Genomic DNA, 19,098 nt, shown 5'->3' on the forward strand with positions numbered 1-19,098 from the left:
GACATTCCCGTCAGGTGGGATGGATCTCAGGGGTGCACCAGCGGGCGGCCAGGGCCGCCGCTGTCAGCGTCGCGAGCACCGCGGCCGCGCTCCCGGCGATGCAGCCGATCCGCCCGGCGTCCTGCCGCCGCAGGAGCAGGACTCCACCGAGCAGCGCGAGCACGGCGGCGGCGCGTGCGGTCCGGAGGTGACCGGCGAGGGTCACCAGCTCCGGGTCGAGTAGGCCTCCTGGCCCGTCCACATCCCCAGCGTCGGCGTGCGGTAGCGCAGGTAGCGCAACGTCGGCGGCAGGAACGCCAGGACCAGCACCAGCACGGCCAACGCGGCCAGGCCGACCCGGTCGACCATCGCCAAGCCGCCGTGGGTGAACATCGCGTCGGCGAAGCGGGCCGGCGGGACGCCCACCGAGAACGGCTCGGTCAGCAGCGCCCCGATGGCCAGCAGGGCGCCGATGCCGAGCAGGACCGCCCCCGCCGTCGCGCGGAAGAACGTCACCAGCGCGCCCAGCAGGAGGACCAGCCCGGCCCCGAGGTAGCCGGCCAGGTCGATCAGCACCCAGACCGGCAGGGCGCCGAGACTGAATTCGGCGGGCATGTCGAGGTAGATCTTGACCGGCACGAATCCGGCGGCGACGGCGGCCGCGAGCCCGAGCAAACCGGCGAGAATCGCCGTTACGCCGGACGGCCTAGTCGAAGAATGCGAACGTGAATGTGCCACCGGGTATCCGTGCGGACCGGTCACAACTCCCCCATCAGCTCCAGCGCGGGACTACGGCGTTCACCCTAGTCGGCAAAGGGGAGAATGACTCCGAAAGAGAACGGAATTCGGCCGGACGGCGGAACCCAAGATCATTTTCCTGCGGTAGTGGCAGAAATGCTGTCACGCGATCACCGACGGTTGATGTATCGCGTATTCGTCCTCTTCGGACAATTGCGAATTCGACTATAAATGCAGCGTGCCCCGGAGCCGAAACGGCTCCGGGGCACGAGGAGGTGTACTAGTTCACCACTGCTGCGGCGGCTGGCCGGGCTGTCCCGGCTGGCCGAACCCGCCGCTCGGCGGACCCTGCTGGCCCGGCGGCTGGCCCCAGCCCTGCGGCGGCTGGCCCGGCTGCTGCGGGTAGCCGTGCGGCGGCTGACCCGGCTGGCCGTACCCGCCCTGCTGCGGCGGCTGACCCGGCTGCGGGAAACCCCCGCTCGACGGCTGCGGGAACCCGCCGCTGGACGGGTTGGGCCCGCCCGGCTGACCGTAGGCCGGGGGCTGGCCGTAGCCCTGCGGCGGCTGACCCGGCTGGCCGTAGCCACCCGGCTGCTGCCCGAACCCGCCCGGCTGACCCGGCTGACCGGGCTGTCCCGGCTGGCCGAACGCGCCCGGCTGCTGCGGGCCGCCGAAGCCCTGCGGCCCGCCGAAGCCCTGCGGGCCACCCGGCGCGGCACCGCCACCACCGAGGCCGACGAACTGCCGCGTCGCCGGGATGAGCCCGAGCACGCCCACGATGAGGATCAGGATGCCGATGATCAGCGGCGGGAGCCCGAGGCCGAAGGTGTCCCGCTCGGAGGCCGAGGCCCCGGCCAGCGCCTCGGCGTTCGGGGTCATGCCGATCTTGAGCAGGAGCGCGAAAATCGTGAGGAGCGCACCGCCCGCGACGATCGCGATCGGAACGAACTTCCGGATCCCGCCCAGCTTGCCCACGAGCGCCAGTCCGACGCCGCCGGCGAGGGAGATCAGCGACGCCACCAGGATCATGATGACGTAGAACCAGACCAGGCCCGGGCCGATGAGCCCGGCGGCGTCGAGCGCCTTCTGGATGAACTCCTGGCTCGGGCCGTCCCCGACGAGCGAGGAGTAGTCGCTCGCGTCACCCATGTAGCTGAACGCGATGATGAGCGCGATCAAGCCCAGGAGCGCGACCACGCCACCGGCGATGTAGCCGAAGAGGCCGTTGCCGCCGGCCGACGGGCCGCCGAACTGCGGCGGCTGACCGCCGAAGCCGGGCTGCGGAGGGCCACCGAACCCGGGACCGCCGAAGCCCTGCGGCGGCTGGCCGGGCTGACCCGGCTGGCCGAAGCCCGGCTGCTGCCCGTACCCGCCCGGCTGACCGGGCTGCCCCGGCTGACCGGGCTGGCCGAAGCCGCCCGGCTGCTGGCCGAACGCCGCGGCCGGGTTGTCGGCCGCGCTCGGCGGCGGGGTGTACGGGATCGCCGCCGGCGGCTGGGAGCCCGGGGGCACCAGCTGCGTGGAGTCCGCGACCGGGGCGTCGCCGCCGCCGGCCGGGTTCACCCACTGCGTCGCGTTCGCGTCGACCGGCGGCATCGCCTGGGTCGCGCCCGCCCCGCCGTCACCCGGCTGGGCAGGCTGGACGACCTGGGTCGGTTCCGGCGTCTCCCCGAACGGCGAACCGCCCTGGGGCTGGACGACCTGGGTCGGTTCCGGGCTGCCGAACGGGTCCTGCTGCGGCTGGGGGCCACTCGGCGGGCCTTGAGGTGGCTGGCCGCCACCCCACGGCTGGTTCGGTGGCTGCGGTGCACTCATGTGGGTCTTGAACCCCCTTGACGAGGACGCGAAAGTTTTGTACTCGCGCTCACGCTATCGGATCACCCGGCGGGGCGCTCGTAACGCCCCTGCCGGGTCCACCGATTAAGCCCCTTCTCAGCTGCTGTTCAGCGCCCGGCCAGGAAGCCCAGGAGGTCGTGCCGGGTGACGACGCCGGCGGGCTTGCCGTCGATCAGCACGAGCGCCCCGTCGGCGCCCTCGAGCGCCGTCATCGCGGCCCCGACCTGCTCACCGCCGCCGATCGTCGGCAGCGGCGGGGACATGTGCCGCTCGAGCCGGTCGGCCAGCTGCGCCTTGCCGGTGAACAGCGCGTCGAGCAGGTCGCGTTCGTTGACCGCGCCGACGACCTCGGCGGCCATCACCGGCGGCTCCGCGCTGACCACGGGCATCTGGCTGACGTCGAACTCCGCCAGGATCGCGATGGCTTCGGCGACGGTCTCGTTCGGGTGCGAGTGCACCAGGGCCGGCAGGTGCCCGCTCTTCCTGGTGAGCACGTCGGCGACCGTGGCGCCGGAGGAGTCGGGCGGCAGGAAGCCGTAGGAGGACATCCAGGTGTCGTTGAAGACCTTCGTCATGTAGCCGCGGCCGCCGTCGGGCAGCAGCACGACCACGACGTCGTCCTCGGTCAGCCGCTCGGCGAGCTTCAGCGCGGCGGCGACGGCCATCCCGCAGGAGCCACCGACGAGCAGGCCCTCCTCGAGCGCGAGGCGGCGGGTGACCTGGAAGGAGTCGGCGTCGGAGATCGGGATGATCTCGTCGGCGATGTTCCGGTCGTAGGTGTCCGGCCAGAAGTCCTCGCCGACGCCTTCGACCAGGTACGGGCGGCCGCTGCCGCCGGAGTAGACCGAGCCCTCCGGGTCGGCGCCGACCACCTGCACGCGGCCGTCGCTGACCTCCTTGAGGTACTTGCCGGTGCCGGAGATGGTGCCGCCGGTGCCGACGCCCGCGACGAAGTGCGTGATCTTGCCCTCGGTCTGCGTCCACAGCTCGGGGCCGGTGGAGAGGTAGTGGCTCTCGGGGTTCTGCGGGTTGGCGTACTGGTTGGGCTTCCAGGCGCCGTCGATCTCGCGGACCAGGCGGTCGGAGACGTTGTAGTAGGAGTCCGGGTGCTCGGGCGCGACCGCCGTCGGGCACACCACGACGCGGGCGCCGTAGGCCTTGAGCACGTTGCGCTTGTCCTCGCTGACCTTGTCCGGGCAGACGAAGACGCACTGGTAGCCCTTGCGTTGCGCGACCATGGCCAGGCCGACGCCGGTGTTGCCGGACGTCGGTTCCACGATCGTGCCGCCGGGGCGCAGCTCGCCGGAGCGCTCCGCCGCTTCGATCATGCGCAGCGCGATCCGGTCCTTGACCGAGCCACCCGGGTTCAGGTACTCGACCTTGGCCAGCACGAGCGGCTTGAGCCCCTTGGTCAACGAGTTCAGCTTGACCAGCGGGGTGTTGCCCACGAGGTCTGCGATGTGCTCTGCGTACTCCACGACCGCCAGCCTAAACGGCGCACCGGTGGCGTTGTCCACTCAAGCCACGTGCCGGGCCCGGGTGGGCCTCCGGGTGCGCGTCGGTGATGCCGGGTCGCTGGCGCGGGGCCGGTCCGCCCCGGCGAAGACCTCAGGCGGCCACCAAGCCGCTCGTCGTCGCCGGTCCGGGCCCGGAAGCCGCCGCCGGCTGGGCCGTCATCCCGTCCCGGAGATGCCACCCGGTGCCGAGCACCGCGCGGGACCCCGTCCGCAGGATCAAGTACGCCCAGCCGCGGGTCCGTTCGATGGCCATATCCGAGTTCACCTCCCGTGAGCGGAATAGCGGTCTCTCATTGCGGGGACGATTCTATCGGCGGGCCGGTTGCCCCGGTTCGTCCTTTCGTGTCAATTGTGACCTCCCCGTGCCGGCGCGTTCTTCCCAGCCTTGCGGCCAGGTGCGGGGGAACCCCGGTTCGGCTTCGGCACCGGTGAGCCGGGCGGCGGACTTCGTCCCGAAATCGGCCGGACCTGCGAAAACGGCGCCGTTGAACGTTTCGCACCCGTCAACGAATTCGACCCCGCGGAAATCGGCCCGGTGTTCGAAGTGCGCCTTGTTGAAGTCCGCTTTGCTGCGGAATCGGGTGCCGCGGAAGGACGTCAGTTCGAAGAACGTCGTTTCGTAGCAAGCGAGTGAGCGGATCGAGCAGTGCGTGAGGGTCAGCCCGACCAGCCGCGCCCCGGAGAGGTCGAGGTCGATGTCCGGCCAGAAAGCGTCGCTCGGCTGTTCGGGCTTGCCGGGGCGCAGGTGCAGCAGCAGGATGCGCTGCGCGGTCCTGCGGACCTGCGCCTCCTCTTGGTCGGCGTCCTCGACCGGCATCCGGAGGTAGGCGCAGAGGACGTTGACGATCGTCTGCCGGTGTTCGGGGTAGCCGCCGGCGAGCCGTTCGAGCGAGTAGAGCCCGGCGAGCCGGACGGGTGCCTTGTCGCTGCCGAGCTGGTCGGCGGCCTTGCCGTAGATCTCGGTGATCCGCCGTTCGGTGGCGTCGTGGTCCTTCTGCGCGAGATCGAGCTCGGCCGACCGCTGCCGCCGCGCGGCGAGCAGCAGGGCGGCGGCGCCCCCGGTACCGACGACGATGTTGGCGGCGGTCTTGAGGGCCTCCAGCCGGGCGGAGTCCTCGGGCCGGCCCCCGCCGAGGAGGGTGAGCAGCAGGGTGGCGGCGAGCGCGGCGACCACCAGCAGCCCGGCGCCCCAGAGCAGGATCGTCCTCGTCCGCAGCACGCGCGCGTCGGTCCCCATCGGGGTGATCCTGCCAGCCCGGTGTTGCGTTGGTCGCGTTCGACTTTGCCCGGAGCGTGGTTCACGGCACACTGGTGAGCAACCGCTTAGCACGCTTAGCTCGCGATACGAGGATGTGTCACGTCATGCCTGAAGCCGTCATCGTCTCCACCGCCCGTTCGCCGATCGGCCGTGCCGGGAAGGGGTCGCTGGTCGGCATGCGGCCCGACGACCTGACCGTGCAGATGATCCAGGCGGCACTGGCCAAGGTGCCGCAGCTCGACCCCACCGACATCGACGACCTGATGCTGGGCTGCGGCCTGCCGGGCGGTGAGTCCGGGTTCAACATGGGCCGCGCGGTCGCCGTCGAGCTCGGCTACGACCACCTGCCCGGCTGCACCATCACGCGGTACTGCTCGTCCAGCTTGCAGACCACGCGGATGGCGTTCCACGCGATCAAGGCCGGCGAGGGCGACGTCTTCATCTCGGCCGGCGTCGAGACCGTCTCGCGGTTCGCCAAGGGCAGCTCGGACTCGTGGCCGGACACGCACAACCCGCTGTTCGCCGACGCGGAGAAGCGCACCGCGGCGACGGCCGAGTCGGGCACGGACAGCTGGACCGACCCGCGCACGTCCGGCGACGTCCCCGACGTCTACATCGCGATGGGCCAGACCGCCGAGAACCTGGCGCGGGTGAAGGGCGTCACGCGCGAGGACATGGACGAGTTCGGCGTCCGCTCGCAGAACCTGGCCGAGAAGGCCATCGCCGACGGCTTCTGGGCCAAGGACATCACCCCGGTGACGCTCCCGGACGGCACGGTCGTCTCGAAGGACGACGGCCCGCGCGCCGGCGTGACCATCGAGGGCGTTTCGGGCCTGAAGCCGGTGTTCCGCCCGGACGGCCGCGTGACGGCGGGCAACTGCTGCGCCCTCAACGACGGCGCGGCGGCGCTGGTCATCATGTCCGACACGAAGGCGCGCGAGCTGGGCCTGACGCCGCTGGCGCGGATCGTGTCGACGGGCGTGACGGGGCTGTCGCCGGAGATCATGGGCTACGGCCCGGTGGAGGCGTCCAAGCAGGCGCTGTCGCGGGCGGGGCTGTCGATCGGCGACATCGACCTGGTGGAGATCAACGAGGCGTTCGCCGCGCAGGTGATCCCGTCGTACCGCGACCTGGGCATCGACCTGGACCGCTTGAACGTGAACGGCGGCGCGATCGCGGTGGGCCACCCGTTCGGCATGACGGGCGCGCGCATCACGTCGACGCTGATCAACTCGCTGCAGCACCACGACAAGCAGTTCGGCCTGGAGACGATGTGCGTGGGCGGCGGCCAGGGCATGGCGCTGATCATCGAGCGCCTCTCCTGAGCTGACCCACTGTCATGAACGACTCGTTCATGTCGCCTGACGACATGAACGAGTCGTTCATGACATCTAGTGGACCATCACCGGGGGTGCGGCCTCCTCGCCTTCCGCGGACGCCGGAGCCGGGCGGTTCTTCGGCAGGAACAGCGCCGGGATCACGCACAGCACCACCAGCACCAGCGACCACACGAACGTCGTCGAGAAGGCCTCCGACGCCAGCCCCGTCGCCGCCGTGTGCGTTGCGGGGTTCAGGATCGCTCCCGTGGCCGCCAGCTGGCCCTGGGCCGTCGGGACGCCGAACTTGCCCGCCAGCAGGGCCGCCAGGATCGTCGCCATCACCGCCGACCCGATCGCTCCCGCCGTCTGCTGGACGATGTTCGTCGCCGTCGAGGCTCGGGCCATGTCCTTCGGCTGCAGCGTCTGCAGCGCCGACGTCGTGATCGGCATCATCGTGCAGCCCATGCCCAGGCCCATCACGAACAGCGCCGACAGCAGCGTCCAGTACGGGGTCGTCGCCGTGACCTGGGTCAGCACCGCCATCGCGCCGATGATCAGCACCATGCCCGGCAGCACGATCTTGCGCGCGCCGACCTTGTCCGCCAGCCGGCCGGTGATCGGCATCGTGATCATCGCGCCGATGCCCTGCGGCGCCAGCAGCAGCCCCGCGTTCAACGTCGTTTCGCCGCGCACCAGCAGGAAGTACGTCGGCAGCAGCATCATCCCGCCGAGGAACGCGACGAAGAACAGCGACATCGTCACCATCGCCACCGTGAACGACCGGTTCTTGAACAGCCGCAGGTCCACCAGGGGGTTCGGCACGCGCAGCGCGCGCAGCACGAACGCCACCAGCAGCGCCAGCCCGCCCAGCGCCGGCAGCCACACCTCGACCGCGCCGATCCCGCCCGCGGACGGGATCTTCGAGACGCCGAAGATCAGCGCCGCCAGCCCCGGCGACACCATCAGCATGCCCACGAAGTCGAAGCGCGACGCCGTCTCGGGCTCGTCCTTCGGCAGCAGCCGCCACGACAGCAGCAGCGTGATCAGGCCGATCGGCACGTTGATGAAGAAGATCCAGCGCCAGCTCACGGCGTCGACCAGCCAGCCGCCGAGGATGGGGCCGCCGATCGGGCCGAGCAGCATCGGCACGCCCAGCACCGCCATCACGCGCCCGAGCCGCTGCGGGCCGGCCGTGCGGGTCAGGATCGTCATGCCGCACGGCATCAGCATGCCGCCGCCGAAGCCCTGCAGGACGCGGAAGAGGATCAGCGTTTCGATGTTCCACGCCGCGCCCGCGAGCATCGAGCCCGCCAGGAACAGCACGATCGCGAGCATGTAGAGCCGCTTGGTCCCGAAGCGGTCGGACGCCCAGCCGGTGACCGGGATCACGGTCGCGAGCGCCAGCAGGTAGCCCGTGGCGACCCACTGGATGACGTCGAACGACGTCGAGAACTCGATCGTCAGCTTCTGCAGCGCGACGTTGACGACCGTGGTGTCCAGGATCGCCATGATGGCACCGAGGACGACCACGGAAGCCACCTTGAGCACCCCGGCGTCGAGCGCGTCACCGTTCGGCGCCGAGCCGGTTCTTTGCGTAGTCATGCGGAGATTTCCCCCAGTTTCGTCGATTCGTCCGCGAGGGTACCGGGGGCCTCCGACAAAAAGCGTCTCAGCGGATGCTGTCGGTGGGACGCCCCAAGCGAAGAAGGCCTCCTCGCGAAGCACGCGAGGAGGCCTTTCGACGAGCCGGCAGCTAGTTCGTCTTGACGCACATGGTCGTCGCCGGCTGCGGGTAGATCGCGACGCGGGTGGCTTCGGTGCCCTCGCAGACGCTCTCGCTCGCCTGGCCTTCGACGACCTTCACGAGCTCGGCGTCCTTGCTCGGGTCGGTGCACGCGACCTTCTGGTAGCCCTTGGTCTGCGACGAGAAGTTCGCCAGGCAGTCGCCCTGCTTCGCGTTGATCATCAGGCACAGCTTGTACGAGCTGCGGCCGCTGACCGAGTAGGTGTCGTAGCCGGCGTCGGAGCCACCGGGGCACTGGTCGCTCGCGCTGTCGAGCTTCGCGGCGATCTTGACGTTGGCCTTCGGGTCGCCGCAGTCGGCCTTCGCCGGGTCGTCGCCGCCCCGGGTGAACTCGGAGATCGAGAGGCAGTCACCGACGTTGGAGCTGGCCGGCGAGCTGTTGAACGACACGATCCCGACGACGATGGCGACGATCACGACCACGCCGATGACCGAGAACTTGACGATCGTGCCGGTCTTCGACTTCTTCGGCACCGGCGGCGCGGGCGGGAACTGGCCACCCTGGAACTGGCCGGGCTGACCGGGCGGCGGCGGGTACTGGCCGGGCGGCGGGCCGTACTGGCCCGGCTGGCCCTGCGGCGGGGTGCCCGGCGCGGCGCCGAACTGGCCCTGCTGGCCGTACTGCTGCGGCTGACCGCCCGGCGGCGGCCCGTAGGGATCGGGCTGACCCACCGGCTGCTGGCCCCCGGGGGCCGGAGGGGGAACGCTCACTGTGCACCTCACACATGTGAAATGAAGAACCGACCGGCACATCCAACACGCAGGGTGAGCACGGCCCGCAGCGGGGTCCCCATATGCACGAATTACCCACAAAGAAGGCGCCCCGGTTGGTTACGGAGCGCCTTCATCGCGGAACGGTGAGCCAGGGTTACTCGCGGAGGTACGACAGCAGCCGCAGGATCTCCAGGTACAGCCACACCAGCGTCGTCATCAGGCCGAACGCGGTGTACCAGGCCCACTTCGACGGCATGCCCTCGCGGATCATCCGGTCGGCCTGGTCGAAGTCGAGCAGGAAGCTGAACGCCGCGATGCCGATGCAGACGAGGCTGAAGACGATGGCCAGCGGGCCGCCGTCGCGCAGCGGGTTGAAGCCGAAGGCCAGCGCGCTGATCAGGTTGAACAGCATCAGGATCGCGACGCCGACGACGGCCCCGACGATCCACTTGGTCAGCTTCGGGGTCACCTTGACCGCGCCGGTCTTGTAGACGACCAGCATGCCGATGAAGACGCCGGCGGTGCCGATGATCGCCTGCAGGGCGATGCCCGGGTAGACGACCTCGAACACGCCGCTGAGCGCGCCGAGGAAGAGCCCTTCGGCCGCCGAGTAGACCAGCGTCAGCGGGCCGCTCGGCTTCTGCCGGAAGATGATCACGAGGGAGATGACGAGCCCGACGATCAGGCCGCCGAGCATGGCGCCGATCAGGGCGCCGGAGAGCCGGCCGGTGTTCGCCAGCTCGCTCTGGGCCCAGATCGCCGTGACGATGCCGACGAGCAGCGCGACGCCGAGGCTCATGCCGGTCTTGACGACGACGTCGTCGACCGTCATCGGGCGGTCGCCCTCACCGGAACGGGTCTGCCCGGGGCCGTACCCGGGCACGCCGCCCTGGGGCTGGTTGAAGCCCACCGGGGGGCCGTACTGGCCGTAAGTCTGCGTTCCGCCGTGCGGCAGGTTGCGGAACGCCGGGTTGCTACTGGAACGCACCTGATCCTCCTGGATCTGCTGCTTCGTGGATCGACGCTGCATCGGGTTCAACGACCGCCGGGAGCGAGCGGTTCCCGTCGAGTAAAGACGACTTTACTCGACGCCGGGCCCCTGGCCTCGGTGGACACCGTATGCGACGGAGATCACGACCGTTCACCGACAGCCACCCGAAGAGCGGTAGACACCTCAGCCCCTTCCGAGTGACCCTCACCTGGCGTGCCCGGTTGCTCACCGTGCGCGCGTCGGGGACTTGCTCAATCACGTGACCTGCGGAGACGCGGCTGCACCGCACCGCGTCCGACGAAGGAGCCTGGACACCATGAGGTGGTCGACACGTCCCCGCGCGGGCGTCCGCGCACTCACCGGCCTGGTCGCCGCGGCCCTGCTGGGCACGCTTTCCGTGACCGTCGCGGCTCCGGTCGCCTCGGCCGCGAAGCAGGAGGGCATCGGCTACCGCACCGAGAAGCCGCAGCCGATGACGCCGCTGCCGCACACCGGCAACTGGCTGGGCTCCTACATCGTCGGCGGCCAGCAGGTCTTCTGCGTGAGCTTCCAGCTCAAGGCGCCGGACTCGGACGAGAAGTACCGGCCGGGCGACGAGCTGCTGACGAAATGGGGCACGAAGCTCCCGGCCGACCAGGCGGCGAACATCTCGTACCTGCTCCTGCGCTACGGCGACACCAAGAAGCCGGACGAGGCCGCCGCACTCGCGCACCTGCTGCACTCCTGGACGGCGGCCCCGCGCACGCCCGCGGACCTCGACCCGGCGCTGACGTACGACAAGATCGGCTACGACGCGCCGTTCCACCTGCAGCAGCTGCAGGCGCACCCGGACGCCGTGGCGGCGGTCGAGCGGCTGCGGACCGAGGCCGAGGCGAACCGCGGCCCGTGGACGGCGTCGGTGACCACGCCGAAGGACCCGCAGTACCCCGGCGAGCCCGCCGAGTGGACGGTCACGGTGAAGAACGCCAAGGGCAAGGGCGTTCCCGGCGTCCCGGTGAAACTGGTGGCGTCCGCCGCGACCCTCGGCGGGGAGCCGGCCGAGGGGAACGCGAGTCCGCAGGGCGCCGCGAAGGACGCCACGCTCGACACGGGCGCGGACGGGACCGTGACGGTCAAGCTGACCCCGACCGGCGAGCAGCCGAAGCTGGTGGCGTCGCTGGCCGCCCCGGCCGACCGGCCGTACGTGCGGGTTCCGGTCGACACGGACAAGCAGCGCGTCGTCTCGACCGGCGGCGAGAAGGAGCTGACGGCGCAGGGCGTGGTGAGCGTCGCGAAGCCGGGCAAGGTCCAGGTGACGAAGACGGACGCGAACACGGGCAAGGGCGTCGGCGGCGCCGTCCTGCGGATCACGGGCAAGGACAAGGCGACGGCCGCGCTGGGCCAGGACGGCAAGCCGCTCACCGGTGCCGACGGCAAGCCTGTCGTGGTCACGACGGACGGGAAGACGGGCGGCGTGACGGTCGACGGTCTGCGCGCGCCGCAGGAGATCTGCGTGGTGGAGGCCGGGCCGCCGCCGGGCTACACGAACGCGTACGACCCGAAGAACCCGCCGTCGGCGTGCGGGACGGTGAAGCCGGGCGAGACGCTGGTGTTGACGGTGGTGAACAAGCCGAACGAGGTCCCGCGCGCGATCCCGGCGGGTGACGCGCCGGTGGTCCAGGCGCGGGGTGCGGTCGAGACGAGCTATTCGGTACCGGGGTTGGCCGGGCTCGGGTTGCTGGTGCTGGTGGGCGCCGGGCTGGTCGCCCTCGCCGCGCGGCGGGCCTCGCGCAGGTAAGCGGGATGGCACGCACCAAAGCCGAGGGCTGGTCGGCGGACGACGACGGGACGCTGTACCGGCCGGGTACCGGCCGGCCGGCGAGTGGCGCGGGCGGCTGGTTCGAGCCGAGCCCGGCCGGCGACGGCGGCCGGGCCGATGCGGATCCGGGCGCGGCGGCCGGCGGCCGAGCCGAGGCCGGCCCGACTTGGGCGACGAACGACCACACCGGCAGCCGGGCGGCCGCCGGCACCACCGCCCAGGCCGCGCCGAACCCCGACTGGGCAGCGAGCAACCCGGCAACCGCCGCCACCACCGACCAAGCCTCGGCGAACCCCGGCTGGACGGCCGCCGGCACCACCAGCCGGACCACGCCGAACCCGGGCTGGACCACCGACGACACCTGGGCCGGCTGGGGCGAGGCCGATCCCGGCGGCGAGTGGGCACCCCGGAAACCCCAGCGCGGGCGGCTCCTCGCCGGCTTCGCGCTCGGCGCGGCCACCGTGCTCGCCATCCAGTTCGGCGGCACCGTCGTCACCTCGCCTCCCGTGGCCGTCGTCGCCGGCACCGCGCTGCCCGCCGCCGGGGCCGCGGCCGCCCCCGCGGCCCGTCCGGCCACCCCCGCACCACCGCCACCCCCAGCGCCGGCGACCACCAGCACCGCGCCCGCGGCCCCCGCCGCACAGACGTCCACCCCGCCGCCACCTCAGCAACCCGGCACCGTCCGGCTGCCCGCCGGCGGCACGGCGTCCCTCGTCCGCAAGGACCTCGGCCCCGACGGCGAACTCCCCGTCCCCGCCGACCTGCGCCAAGCGACCTGGTGGGGCGCCGACCTGACCGCCGCCGGCGGCGCGAGCGTCTTCGCCGGGCACGTCAACTGGCGGGGCGCCACCGGGCCGTTCGCCGAGCTCTGGTCCGCGCGGATCGGCGGCGGAGTGACCATTGTGGACAGTGCGGGCAAGACCTGGCGCTACCGGATCTCCCAGCTGGTCACCGTGCACAAGAACGACCTGCCCGCCCGCGCCGACGACCTGTTCGGCCAGTCCGGCCCGCACCGCGTGGTGCTCGTGACGTGCGGTGGCCGCTGGGTCGGCGGCTCGGACGGCTACGAGGAGAACCGCGTCGTCGTCGCGGACCCCGCCTAAGTTACCCGTGAGTAACTTCACGTCCCGCCACGGTGGTCACTGACGCCCACATGCAGCAGAATGCCCAGGGTCAGGGCGAAGCGGTGAGAGGTGTGAAGACGATGGCGACGTTCTTGGTGACCGGGGCGACCGGACTGATCGGGCGCCAGTTCACCCGGCTGCTGCTCTCCCGCCCCGACGACGACCGCGTCGCGCTGCTGGTCCGCGCGTCGAGCAAGGCCAAGCTGGCCGCGCTGGTCGACCAGTGGCCGCACTCCGACCGCGTCACGCTCGTCACCGGCGACCTCGGCGAGCCGCTGCTCGGCGTGTCCGAAGCGGACCGCGAGGAGCTGCGCGGCAGCGTCGACCACATCGTGCACCTGGCCGCGCTCTACGACCTCACCGCCGACGACGAAGAGAGCGTCAAGGCCAATGTGGACGGCACGCGCGCCGTCGTCGACCTCGCCGCCGACCTGCGCGCCGGCTGTCTGCACCACGTGTCGTCGGTCGCCGTCGCGGGTGACCACGAAGGCATCTTCACCGAGGAGATGTTCGACGCCGGGCAGCGGCTCGTCACGCCGTACCACCGGACGAAGTTCGAGGCCGAGAAGATCGTCCGCGAGCAGGACCGGGTGCCGTGGCGGGTGTACCGCCCCGCCGTCGTCGTCGGGCACTCCGAGACCGGCGAGATGGACAAGGTCGACGGCCCGTACTACCTCTTCCCCGCGATCAACCGGCTCGCCGGGCTGCCGGACGTGCTGCCGATCGTCGGCCCGGACCTCGGCGACACCAACATCGTGCCGGTCGACTACGTCGCCAAGGCGCTGCTGGAGCTGGTCGTCAAGCCCGGGCTCGACGGGCGCGCGTTCCACCTGGTCAACCCCGAGCCGCAGCCGGTCGTCTCGGTCTACAACGCCTTCGCGAAGGCCGCGGGCGCGCCGACGATCTCGGTGCAGCTGGGCGAGGGCCTCTCGAAGCGGATCGTCGGGCTGGTCAAGCTGACCGAGCACATCCCCGGCGTCACCATCGCGCGCGACGCCGTCATGGAGCGCTTCGGCATCCCGCCGGTGCTGCTGGAGACCATGGCGTTCCCGTCGGTGTTCTCCTCGGCCGAGACGCGCAAGGCGCTCGCCGGCAGCGTCGACGTGCCGCGGCTGGAGGAGTACGCGCCGACGCTGTGGCGCTACTGGCGCGAGCACCTCGACCCGTTCCGCGCGCGCAAGCACGGCCCGCGCGGCGAGCTCGACGGCCGCCGCGTGATCATCACCGGCGCGTCGTCGGGCATCGGCCGGGCGACGGCGTTGAAGGTCGCGGCCGCCGGTGGCGTCCCGCTGCTGGTCGCGCGCCGCCAGCACGAGCTCGAAGAGGTCCGCGACGAGATCGTCGCCGCCGGCGGCACGGCGTCGGTCTACCCGGCCGACCTCACCGACGAGGACTCGGTGCGCAAGGCCGTCGACGCGATGCTGGCCGAGCACGGCCGGATCGACATGCTGGTCAACAACGCCGGCCGGTCGATCCGCCGGTCGATCAAGCTGTCGTACGACCGGATGCACGACTACGAGCGCGCGATGGCGATCAACTACTTCGGCGCGGTCCGGCTGATCCTCGCGGTGCTGCCGCACATGTCGGAGCGGAAGTTCGGGCACATCGTGAACGTGTCGTCGATCGGCGTCCAGGGCATCGCGCCGCGCTTCTCGGCCTACGCGGCGTCGAAGGCGGCGCTGGACTACTTCTCGCGGATCGCGGCGACCGAGACGCACGGCGACGGGATCACGTTCACCACGATCCACATGCCGCTGGTGCGCACGCCGATGATCCGGCCGACGAAGATCTATGACGCGTTCCCGACGAAGTCGCCGGAGCAGGCCGCGGACATGGTGCTGACGGCGCTGGTCGAGCGGCCGAAGCACATCGGCACGCCGGCCGGGCAGGCGATCGGGCTGGCCTACACGCTCACGCCGGGCCTCACCGACGCCGTCGCGTACCAGGGATTCCGGATCTTCCCGGATTCGACCGCGGCGGGCGGTTCGGGCGAGCTGAAGATCGGCCGTGGCGAGAAACACCTCTCGCGTGCGGCGATGGCGCTGGCCCGGCTTTCGCGGGGCTTCCACTGGTAACTGAGCGTTTCGGGGGTGAGGCCGTTCCGGCGACACGGCGACACGTGTTGGTGATTCGTTAAGCCGGACGGCGGATGCGGACGGTCCCCGGGTACGGTCGGGCCCATGGTTCCTGAGCGCGACCCCGCCGCAACCGCCCTCAACGGCCTCCTCCCCCTCCGCCGCGAGTACACGCAGGCTTGGCACGGCTTCGACCGCAACGAAGTCCGCCAGTACCTCGACCACGTCGAGGCCCAGCTGCGCCGGGTGCTCAGCGAACGCGACGCCGCCGCCGCGCAGGCCGCCGCCGCCGCGCGCGACGCCGAGTCGGCCCGTTCGCAGGTGGCGTCGCTCGAAGCGCGCATCGAGGAGCTGAAGAAGCCGCCGGAGCGGCTCGAGGACCTCGACGAGCGGATGCAGCGCACGGTCACGCTCGCGCAGGCCCGCGCGGACGAGATCATCAAGCGCGCCGAGGCCGCCGCGGAGAAGACGTGGGCGGGCTCGACCGAGGCGTCGACGAAGCTGCGTGAGCGGTACACGAAGCTGGTCGCGGAGCTGGACAAGCAGGCCGACCTGCTGCACTCGGAGCACGAGAACGCGCTCGCGGAGACGCGCGCCGAGGTGCAGCGGCTGACCATCGAGGCGGCCCAGCGGCGCGAGCTGCTGGACAACGAGGCCGAGCGGAAGCGCCGGAAGCTCGAGCGCGAGTTCGAGTCGTCCCAGGCGGCCCAGAAGGCGGCGCTGGAGAAGCACGTCGCCGACCAGCGCACGGCGAGCAAGAACCAGGCCGAGCGCCGGCTCGCGGAGGCGACGGCCGAGGCCAAGCGGCGGCTGGACGAGGCGACGGCGGAGGCCCGCCGCCGGCTCGACGAGGCGACGACCCAGGCGGCCCAGCGCACGACGGCGGCGAACCGCAAGGTCGAGCGGCTGGCGGAGATCCGCGAGCAGGCCCGCAAGAGCCTGGCGGCGGCGGAGGACATCCTCAACCGCAGCGAGACGCAGCTGGCAACGCTGCCGGAGGAAGCGGTGATCCCGCAGGCGTCGAAGCTGGTGGGCGGCGACACGGACTCCGCGACGACGCCGGCGGCCCCGGTGGTGCCGGTGGTGCCGGTGGTCCAGCCGTCGATCCCGGCGTCGGCTCCGAAGCAGGCGGCGGCGAAGCCCGCGCCGAAGCCGGCCCCGAAACCGGCCAACTCGAACGGCCCGGCGACCAAGCCGGCGAACGGGAACGGCAACGGCGCCAAGCCCCTGTCCCCGGCGGCGAGCAAGCCGGGTTCCTGACGCTGCCAGAGCCGTGAATGGCACATTGAGGGACTAAGTGTCCGTGAATGTGCCATTCACGGACTTTCGATTCCAGGCGAGCGTGCTCAGGAGCGGGCGGTGCGGGGCCAGGGGTTCGCGGACTCCAGCTGGGCCGCCAAGCCCAGCAGCAACGACTCCTCACCCGGCCGTCCCACCAGCTGGACCGACGTCGGCAGCCCCGACCGCGCCGAGCGCCCCACCGGGACCGTGATCGCCGGATACCCCGCGAAGTTCCACTGGCCCGTGAACCCCGCCAAGCGCGTCGACGGCAGCACGTTCGTCAACCACCTCCGCTCGTGCCAGCGGCCCGCCTTCACCGGCCAGTGCGACAACGTCGGCGTCATCAAGACGTCGTGCGACTCGAAGAACTCCGCGGCTCGCGCGACCCACCGGTCCCGCGTGCTCGACCGGATCACGCCCGCTCGCGACAGTAGCCGCCCGGCCCGGACGTGCGCGCGTGTGCGGCGCTGGAACCGGGGGAAGTCGAAGTCGCGAGCCTGCTCGGCCGGGCCCGCCAGCCAGCGGGCCGTCATGCCCAGGACCATCGTCGCCGGGTAGCGCGGCGCGGCCGGTGACACCGGGTGTCCCGCCGACGCCAGCAGGCCGGCCGCCTGCGACACCGCCGACACCAGCTCTCGCGGCACGGGGGTGTGCAGCAACGGCACCGTCGTCGACATGCCGATGCGCACCGCGGCCGGCGACGGCACCGACGCCAGCGAAGGATCGCCGGCCAGCACCGAGTACAGCAGCGCCGCGTCCTCGACCGTCGTGGCCAGCGGGCCGTGCACCGACATGCCGAACCAGCCGCCCTCCGACAGCTCGCCCGCGCCCGGCTTGAGGCCAACCAGCCCGCACATCGCCGCCGGGAGGCGGACCGAGCCCATGCCGTCCGTGCCGTGGGCCAGCGGGACCAGGCCCGCCGCCACCGCCGCCGCGCTGCCGCCCGACGAGCCGCCCGAGGCGTACGTCGGGTCCCACGGGTTGCGGGCGATGCCGTCCGGGGTGTCGCTCATCGGCCAGACGCACAGCTCCGGCACCCGCGTCAGCCCGACGAGCACCGCGCCCGCCGCCCGCAGCCGGGCCGCGATCACCCCGTCTTCCTCGACGGGAGAAGACGACCCCGCCAGCGAACCGTGCGACGCGTACTCACCCGCGATCGCCATGACGTCCTTGACCGCGACGGGCACCCCGGCCAGCGGCAACGACGCCAGATCGGGCCGCGCGGCCACCGCCGCGGCTTCCTCGAGCGCCTCGGCCGAGCGCACCCGGCGGAAGGCCCCGACGACGCCGTCCGCGGCCGCGATGCGGTCGAGGGCCTCCTTGGTCACCTGGACCGGATCGAGCTGCCCGGCCCGCACGGAAGCCGCGATCTCGGCGGCGGTCGACACCATGATCGCGACCCTAGCCGACGGGAAACGGGTCAGATAGCGCCTGCGCGCAGCGCGTAGGCGACGGCGTGGGCGCGGTTGTTGAGCCCGCACCGCGTCATCAGGCCGTAGAGGACGTTCTTCACGGTCCGCTCGGAGTAGCACAGCTTCGCCGCGATCTCCTCGGTCCCGAAGCCCTCGGCGACCAGCCGCAGCACGTCACATTCACGCGCCGCGAGCCCCGATAGCGTGAGCCCGTTCGGCTCCAGGACGTCCTTGCGCATCCGCTGGACCTGCGAAAGCAGCGCCCCCTGCAGCCGCGGCGGCAGGTTCGCCGTGCCGTCGCCCGCGGCGAGCACCGCCGTCACCAGTTCGGCGCCGCCCGTCTCGCGGCGCGGCAGGATCGCCACGACGCCGCTCTCCAGCACCGACATCAGGTCGCTCTCGCGGAAGTGCTCGACCACCAGCACGACGTGTGACGCCTTCGCCGCCCGGACCTCGCCCAGCACGGCCTCGGTGACGTGCTCCTCCATCACCAGCAGCACGTCGGGCACCAGGTCGGTGATCCGGACGTCCGGATGGCTTTCCAGGAGGCTCACCGCGCCGGCGTGCGTGATCGGGTCCGAGGCGAGGACGGTCACTTCGACGGGCTTCATGGTCGCAGTGTGGACGGCCCGTCTTCACGCCGTCCCTATTCCGTCTTCACGCGCGTGAAGACGGAACCCGCCAGCTCGCCGAACGCCTCCCGCGCCCGCTCCAGGCACCCCGGCATCCGCTCGGCCGCCCGCCCCCACTCGCGCTTCGCGCGCAGGTACTCCTCGCGCGCCTCGCCGGTCCAGCCGGCCAGCTCCGGCTCCACAGTGGACTCCAGCTCGGCGAGCAGGTCGCCCAGCTCACCGGTGATCGCGCCCATCCGGTCGAGCACCAGATCGGCGAACCGGACGTCCAGTTCGGGCCGGCTCATGGCCGCCGGGGCAGCGGCACCCGGCCGCCGGTCGTCTCGAGCAGCCGCGCCAGCCGCGAGAGGATCACGTCGAACTCCTGCTCCCAGTCGCTCATCGCCTGGCCGAACCGCACCGACGCCTCGCCGCGCCAGGACGCCTGCACCAGCGCCATCTCGCTGGCGACGTCACGGAGGTGCGAGCCGGCTGCGTCGACGGCGAAGGCGAAGCGGGCGGCCGCCCGCTTCATGTCCTCGGTCGGCTCGGCTGTGGCCATTTCGGGCTCCTCGAGATCTCGGCGCCCCCGAGCGTCGCGCACGCCGCGGCCCGGCGGAACCCCGCCTGTCCGCCGTTGC

At 71.7% G+C, this 19,098-nt stretch carries 18 protein-coding genes; 5 read left to right on the forward strand and 13 right to left on the reverse strand.

Annotation, left to right across the window (positions count from 1 at the left end):
* Positions 1-10: 10 nt before the first annotated feature.
* The 6 genes from BLV96_RS15805 to BLV96_RS15825 form a co-directional block, all read right to left on the reverse strand.
* Positions 11-205 carry a hypothetical protein gene (locus BLV96_RS15805; protein WP_086679095.1) on the reverse strand — a complete coding sequence of 65 codons (195 nt, stop codon included), beginning with the start codon at positions 203-205 and terminating at the stop codon, positions 11-13.
* Entirely contained in the window at positions 202-654 is a 453-nt protein-coding gene (locus BLV96_RS15810) for a hypothetical protein (RefSeq protein ID WP_086679094.1), read from the reverse strand. Before BLV96_RS15810 ends, BLV96_RS15805 begins: the two co-directional genes overlap by 4 nt.
* A gap of 348 nt (positions 655-1,002) precedes the next feature.
* Complete coding sequence (locus BLV96_RS15815; RefSeq protein ID WP_086679093.1) at positions 1,003-2,532, reverse strand: hypothetical protein; 1,530 nt, start codon at positions 2,530-2,532, stop codon at positions 1,003-1,005.
* A 128-nt stretch (positions 2,533-2,660) separates the two neighbouring features.
* A complete protein-coding gene (locus tag BLV96_RS15820) occupies positions 2,661-4,031 on the reverse strand; it encodes a cystathionine beta-synthase (RefSeq protein WP_086679096.1) in 1,371 nt (456 codons plus the stop codon).
* A 130-nt stretch (positions 4,032-4,161) separates the two neighbouring features.
* Entirely contained in the window at positions 4,162-4,323 is a 162-nt protein-coding gene (locus BLV96_RS49855) for a hypothetical protein (RefSeq protein ID WP_158104189.1), read from the reverse strand.
* A 54-nt stretch (positions 4,324-4,377) separates the two neighbouring features.
* Positions 4,378-5,307 carry a pentapeptide repeat-containing protein gene (locus BLV96_RS15825; RefSeq protein WP_086679092.1) on the reverse strand — a complete coding sequence of 310 codons (930 nt, stop codon included), beginning with the start codon at positions 5,305-5,307 and terminating at the stop codon, positions 4,378-4,380.
* A 125-nt stretch (positions 5,308-5,432) separates the two neighbouring features.
* On the opposite strand from BLV96_RS15825, the gene BLV96_RS15830 reads away from it, so the two are divergent.
* Positions 5,433-6,653: an acetyl-CoA C-acetyltransferase gene (locus BLV96_RS15830; RefSeq protein ID WP_086679091.1), complete on the forward strand. Its 1,221-nt coding sequence runs from the start codon at positions 5,433-5,435 to the stop codon at positions 6,651-6,653.
* A 66-nt stretch (positions 6,654-6,719) separates the two neighbouring features.
* Here BLV96_RS15830 and BLV96_RS15835 read toward each other — a convergent pair whose 3' ends face one another.
* The 3 genes from BLV96_RS15835 to BLV96_RS15845 form a co-directional block, all read right to left on the reverse strand.
* Positions 6,720-8,249, reverse strand: coding sequence for a DHA2 family efflux MFS transporter permease subunit (locus BLV96_RS15835; RefSeq protein WP_086679090.1), 1,530 nt, complete (start codon positions 8,247-8,249; stop codon positions 6,720-6,722).
* Positions 8,250-8,400: 151 nt separating this feature from the next.
* Positions 8,401-9,123 (reverse strand): LppU/SCO3897 family protein, encoded by a 723-nt coding sequence (locus tag BLV96_RS15840; RefSeq protein ID WP_086679089.1) that lies wholly within the window; start codon positions 9,121-9,123, stop codon positions 8,401-8,403.
* 196 nt (positions 9,124-9,319) lie between these two features.
* On the reverse strand, positions 9,320-10,153 hold the full coding sequence (locus BLV96_RS15845) for a Bax inhibitor-1/YccA family protein (RefSeq protein WP_091389263.1): 834 nt from the start codon (positions 10,151-10,153) through the stop codon (positions 9,320-9,322).
* A gap of 319 nt (positions 10,154-10,472) precedes the next feature.
* Between BLV96_RS15845 and BLV96_RS15850 the strand changes: the two genes are divergently transcribed.
* From BLV96_RS15850 to BLV96_RS15865, 4 genes are all read left to right on the forward strand, one after another.
* A complete protein-coding gene (locus BLV96_RS15850) occupies positions 10,473-11,933 on the forward strand; it encodes an MSCRAMM family protein (protein WP_091389208.1) in 1,461 nt (486 codons plus the stop codon).
* Between the two features lie 482 nt (positions 11,934-12,415).
* Positions 12,416-13,057: a class F sortase gene (locus BLV96_RS15855; RefSeq protein WP_091389265.1), complete on the forward strand. Its 642-nt coding sequence runs from the start codon at positions 12,416-12,418 to the stop codon at positions 13,055-13,057.
* A 101-nt stretch (positions 13,058-13,158) separates the two neighbouring features.
* A complete protein-coding gene (locus BLV96_RS15860) occupies positions 13,159-15,153 on the forward strand; it encodes an SDR family oxidoreductase (RefSeq protein WP_086685258.1) in 1,995 nt (664 codons plus the stop codon).
* Positions 15,154-15,258: 105 nt separating this feature from the next.
* On the forward strand, positions 15,259-16,413 hold the full coding sequence (locus tag BLV96_RS15865; RefSeq protein ID WP_086685256.1) for a coiled-coil domain-containing protein: 1,155 nt from the start codon (positions 15,259-15,261) through the stop codon (positions 16,411-16,413).
* 86 nt (positions 16,414-16,499) lie between these two features.
* Here BLV96_RS15865 and BLV96_RS15870 read toward each other — a convergent pair whose 3' ends face one another.
* The 4 genes from BLV96_RS15870 to BLV96_RS15885 are packed head-to-tail and all read right to left on the reverse strand — an operon-like array spanning position 16,500 to position 19,019.
* Complete coding sequence (locus tag BLV96_RS15870) at positions 16,500-17,825, reverse strand: amidase (protein WP_086685253.1); 1,326 nt, start codon at positions 17,823-17,825, stop codon at positions 16,500-16,502.
* A 29-nt stretch (positions 17,826-17,854) separates the two neighbouring features.
* On the reverse strand, positions 17,855-18,457 hold the full coding sequence (locus BLV96_RS15875; protein WP_086685250.1) for a helix-turn-helix transcriptional regulator: 603 nt from the start codon (positions 18,455-18,457) through the stop codon (positions 17,855-17,857).
* Between the two features lie 35 nt (positions 18,458-18,492).
* Positions 18,493-18,765, reverse strand: a complete 273-nt coding sequence (locus tag BLV96_RS15880) for a WXG100 family type VII secretion target (protein ID WP_091389211.1) — start codon at positions 18,763-18,765, stop codon at positions 18,493-18,495.
* On the reverse strand, positions 18,762-19,019 hold the full coding sequence (locus tag BLV96_RS15885) for a WXG100 family type VII secretion target (protein ID WP_086674263.1): 258 nt from the start codon (positions 19,017-19,019) through the stop codon (positions 18,762-18,764). The genes BLV96_RS15880 and BLV96_RS15885 overlap by 4 nt, the downstream gene beginning before the upstream one ends.
* Between the last annotated feature and the right edge of the window lie 79 nt (positions 19,020-19,098).

The organism is Amycolatopsis pretoriensis (assembly GCF_900107925.1).
GTDB lineage: Bacteria > Actinomycetota > Actinomycetes > Mycobacteriales > Pseudonocardiaceae > Amycolatopsis > Amycolatopsis pretoriensis.

Excerpts from the sequence above, each read along its gene's own strand:
- BLV96_RS15815 (WP_086679093.1), bottom strand. The coding sequence starts at position 2,532 with ATGAGTGCACCGCAGCCACCGAACCAGCCGTGGGGTGGCGGCCAGCCA.
- BLV96_RS49855 (WP_158104189.1), bottom strand. The coding sequence starts at position 4,323 with ATGGCCATCGAACGGACCCGCGGCTGGGCGTACTTGATCCTGCGGACG.
- BLV96_RS15825 (WP_086679092.1), bottom strand. The coding sequence starts at position 5,307 with ATGGGGACCGACGCGCGCGTGCTGCGGACGAGGACGATCCTGCTCTGG.
- BLV96_RS15830 (WP_086679091.1), top strand. The coding sequence starts at position 5,433 with ATGCCTGAAGCCGTCATCGTCTCCACCGCCCGTTCGCCGATCGGCCGT.
- BLV96_RS15835 (WP_086679090.1), bottom strand. The coding sequence starts at position 8,249 with ATGACTACGCAAAGAACCGGCTCGGCGCCGAACGGTGACGCGCTCGAC.
- BLV96_RS15850 (WP_091389208.1), top strand. The coding sequence starts at position 10,473 with ATGAGGTGGTCGACACGTCCCCGCGCGGGCGTCCGCGCACTCACCGGC.
- BLV96_RS15860 (WP_086685258.1), top strand. The coding sequence starts at position 13,159 with ATGGCGACGTTCTTGGTGACCGGGGCGACCGGACTGATCGGGCGCCAG.
- BLV96_RS15865 (WP_086685256.1), top strand. The coding sequence starts at position 15,259 with ATGGTTCCTGAGCGCGACCCCGCCGCAACCGCCCTCAACGGCCTCCTC.
- BLV96_RS15870 (WP_086685253.1), bottom strand. The coding sequence starts at position 17,825 with ATGGTGTCGACCGCCGCCGAGATCGCGGCTTCCGTGCGGGCCGGGCAG.
- BLV96_RS15875 (WP_086685250.1), bottom strand. The coding sequence starts at position 18,457 with ATGAAGCCCGTCGAAGTGACCGTCCTCGCCTCGGACCCGATCACGCAC.
- BLV96_RS15880 (WP_091389211.1), bottom strand. The coding sequence starts at position 18,765 with ATGAGCCGGCCCGAACTGGACGTCCGGTTCGCCGATCTGGTGCTCGAC.
- BLV96_RS15885 (WP_086674263.1), bottom strand. The coding sequence starts at position 19,019 with ATGGCCACAGCCGAGCCGACCGAGGACATGAAGCGGGCGGCCGCCCGC.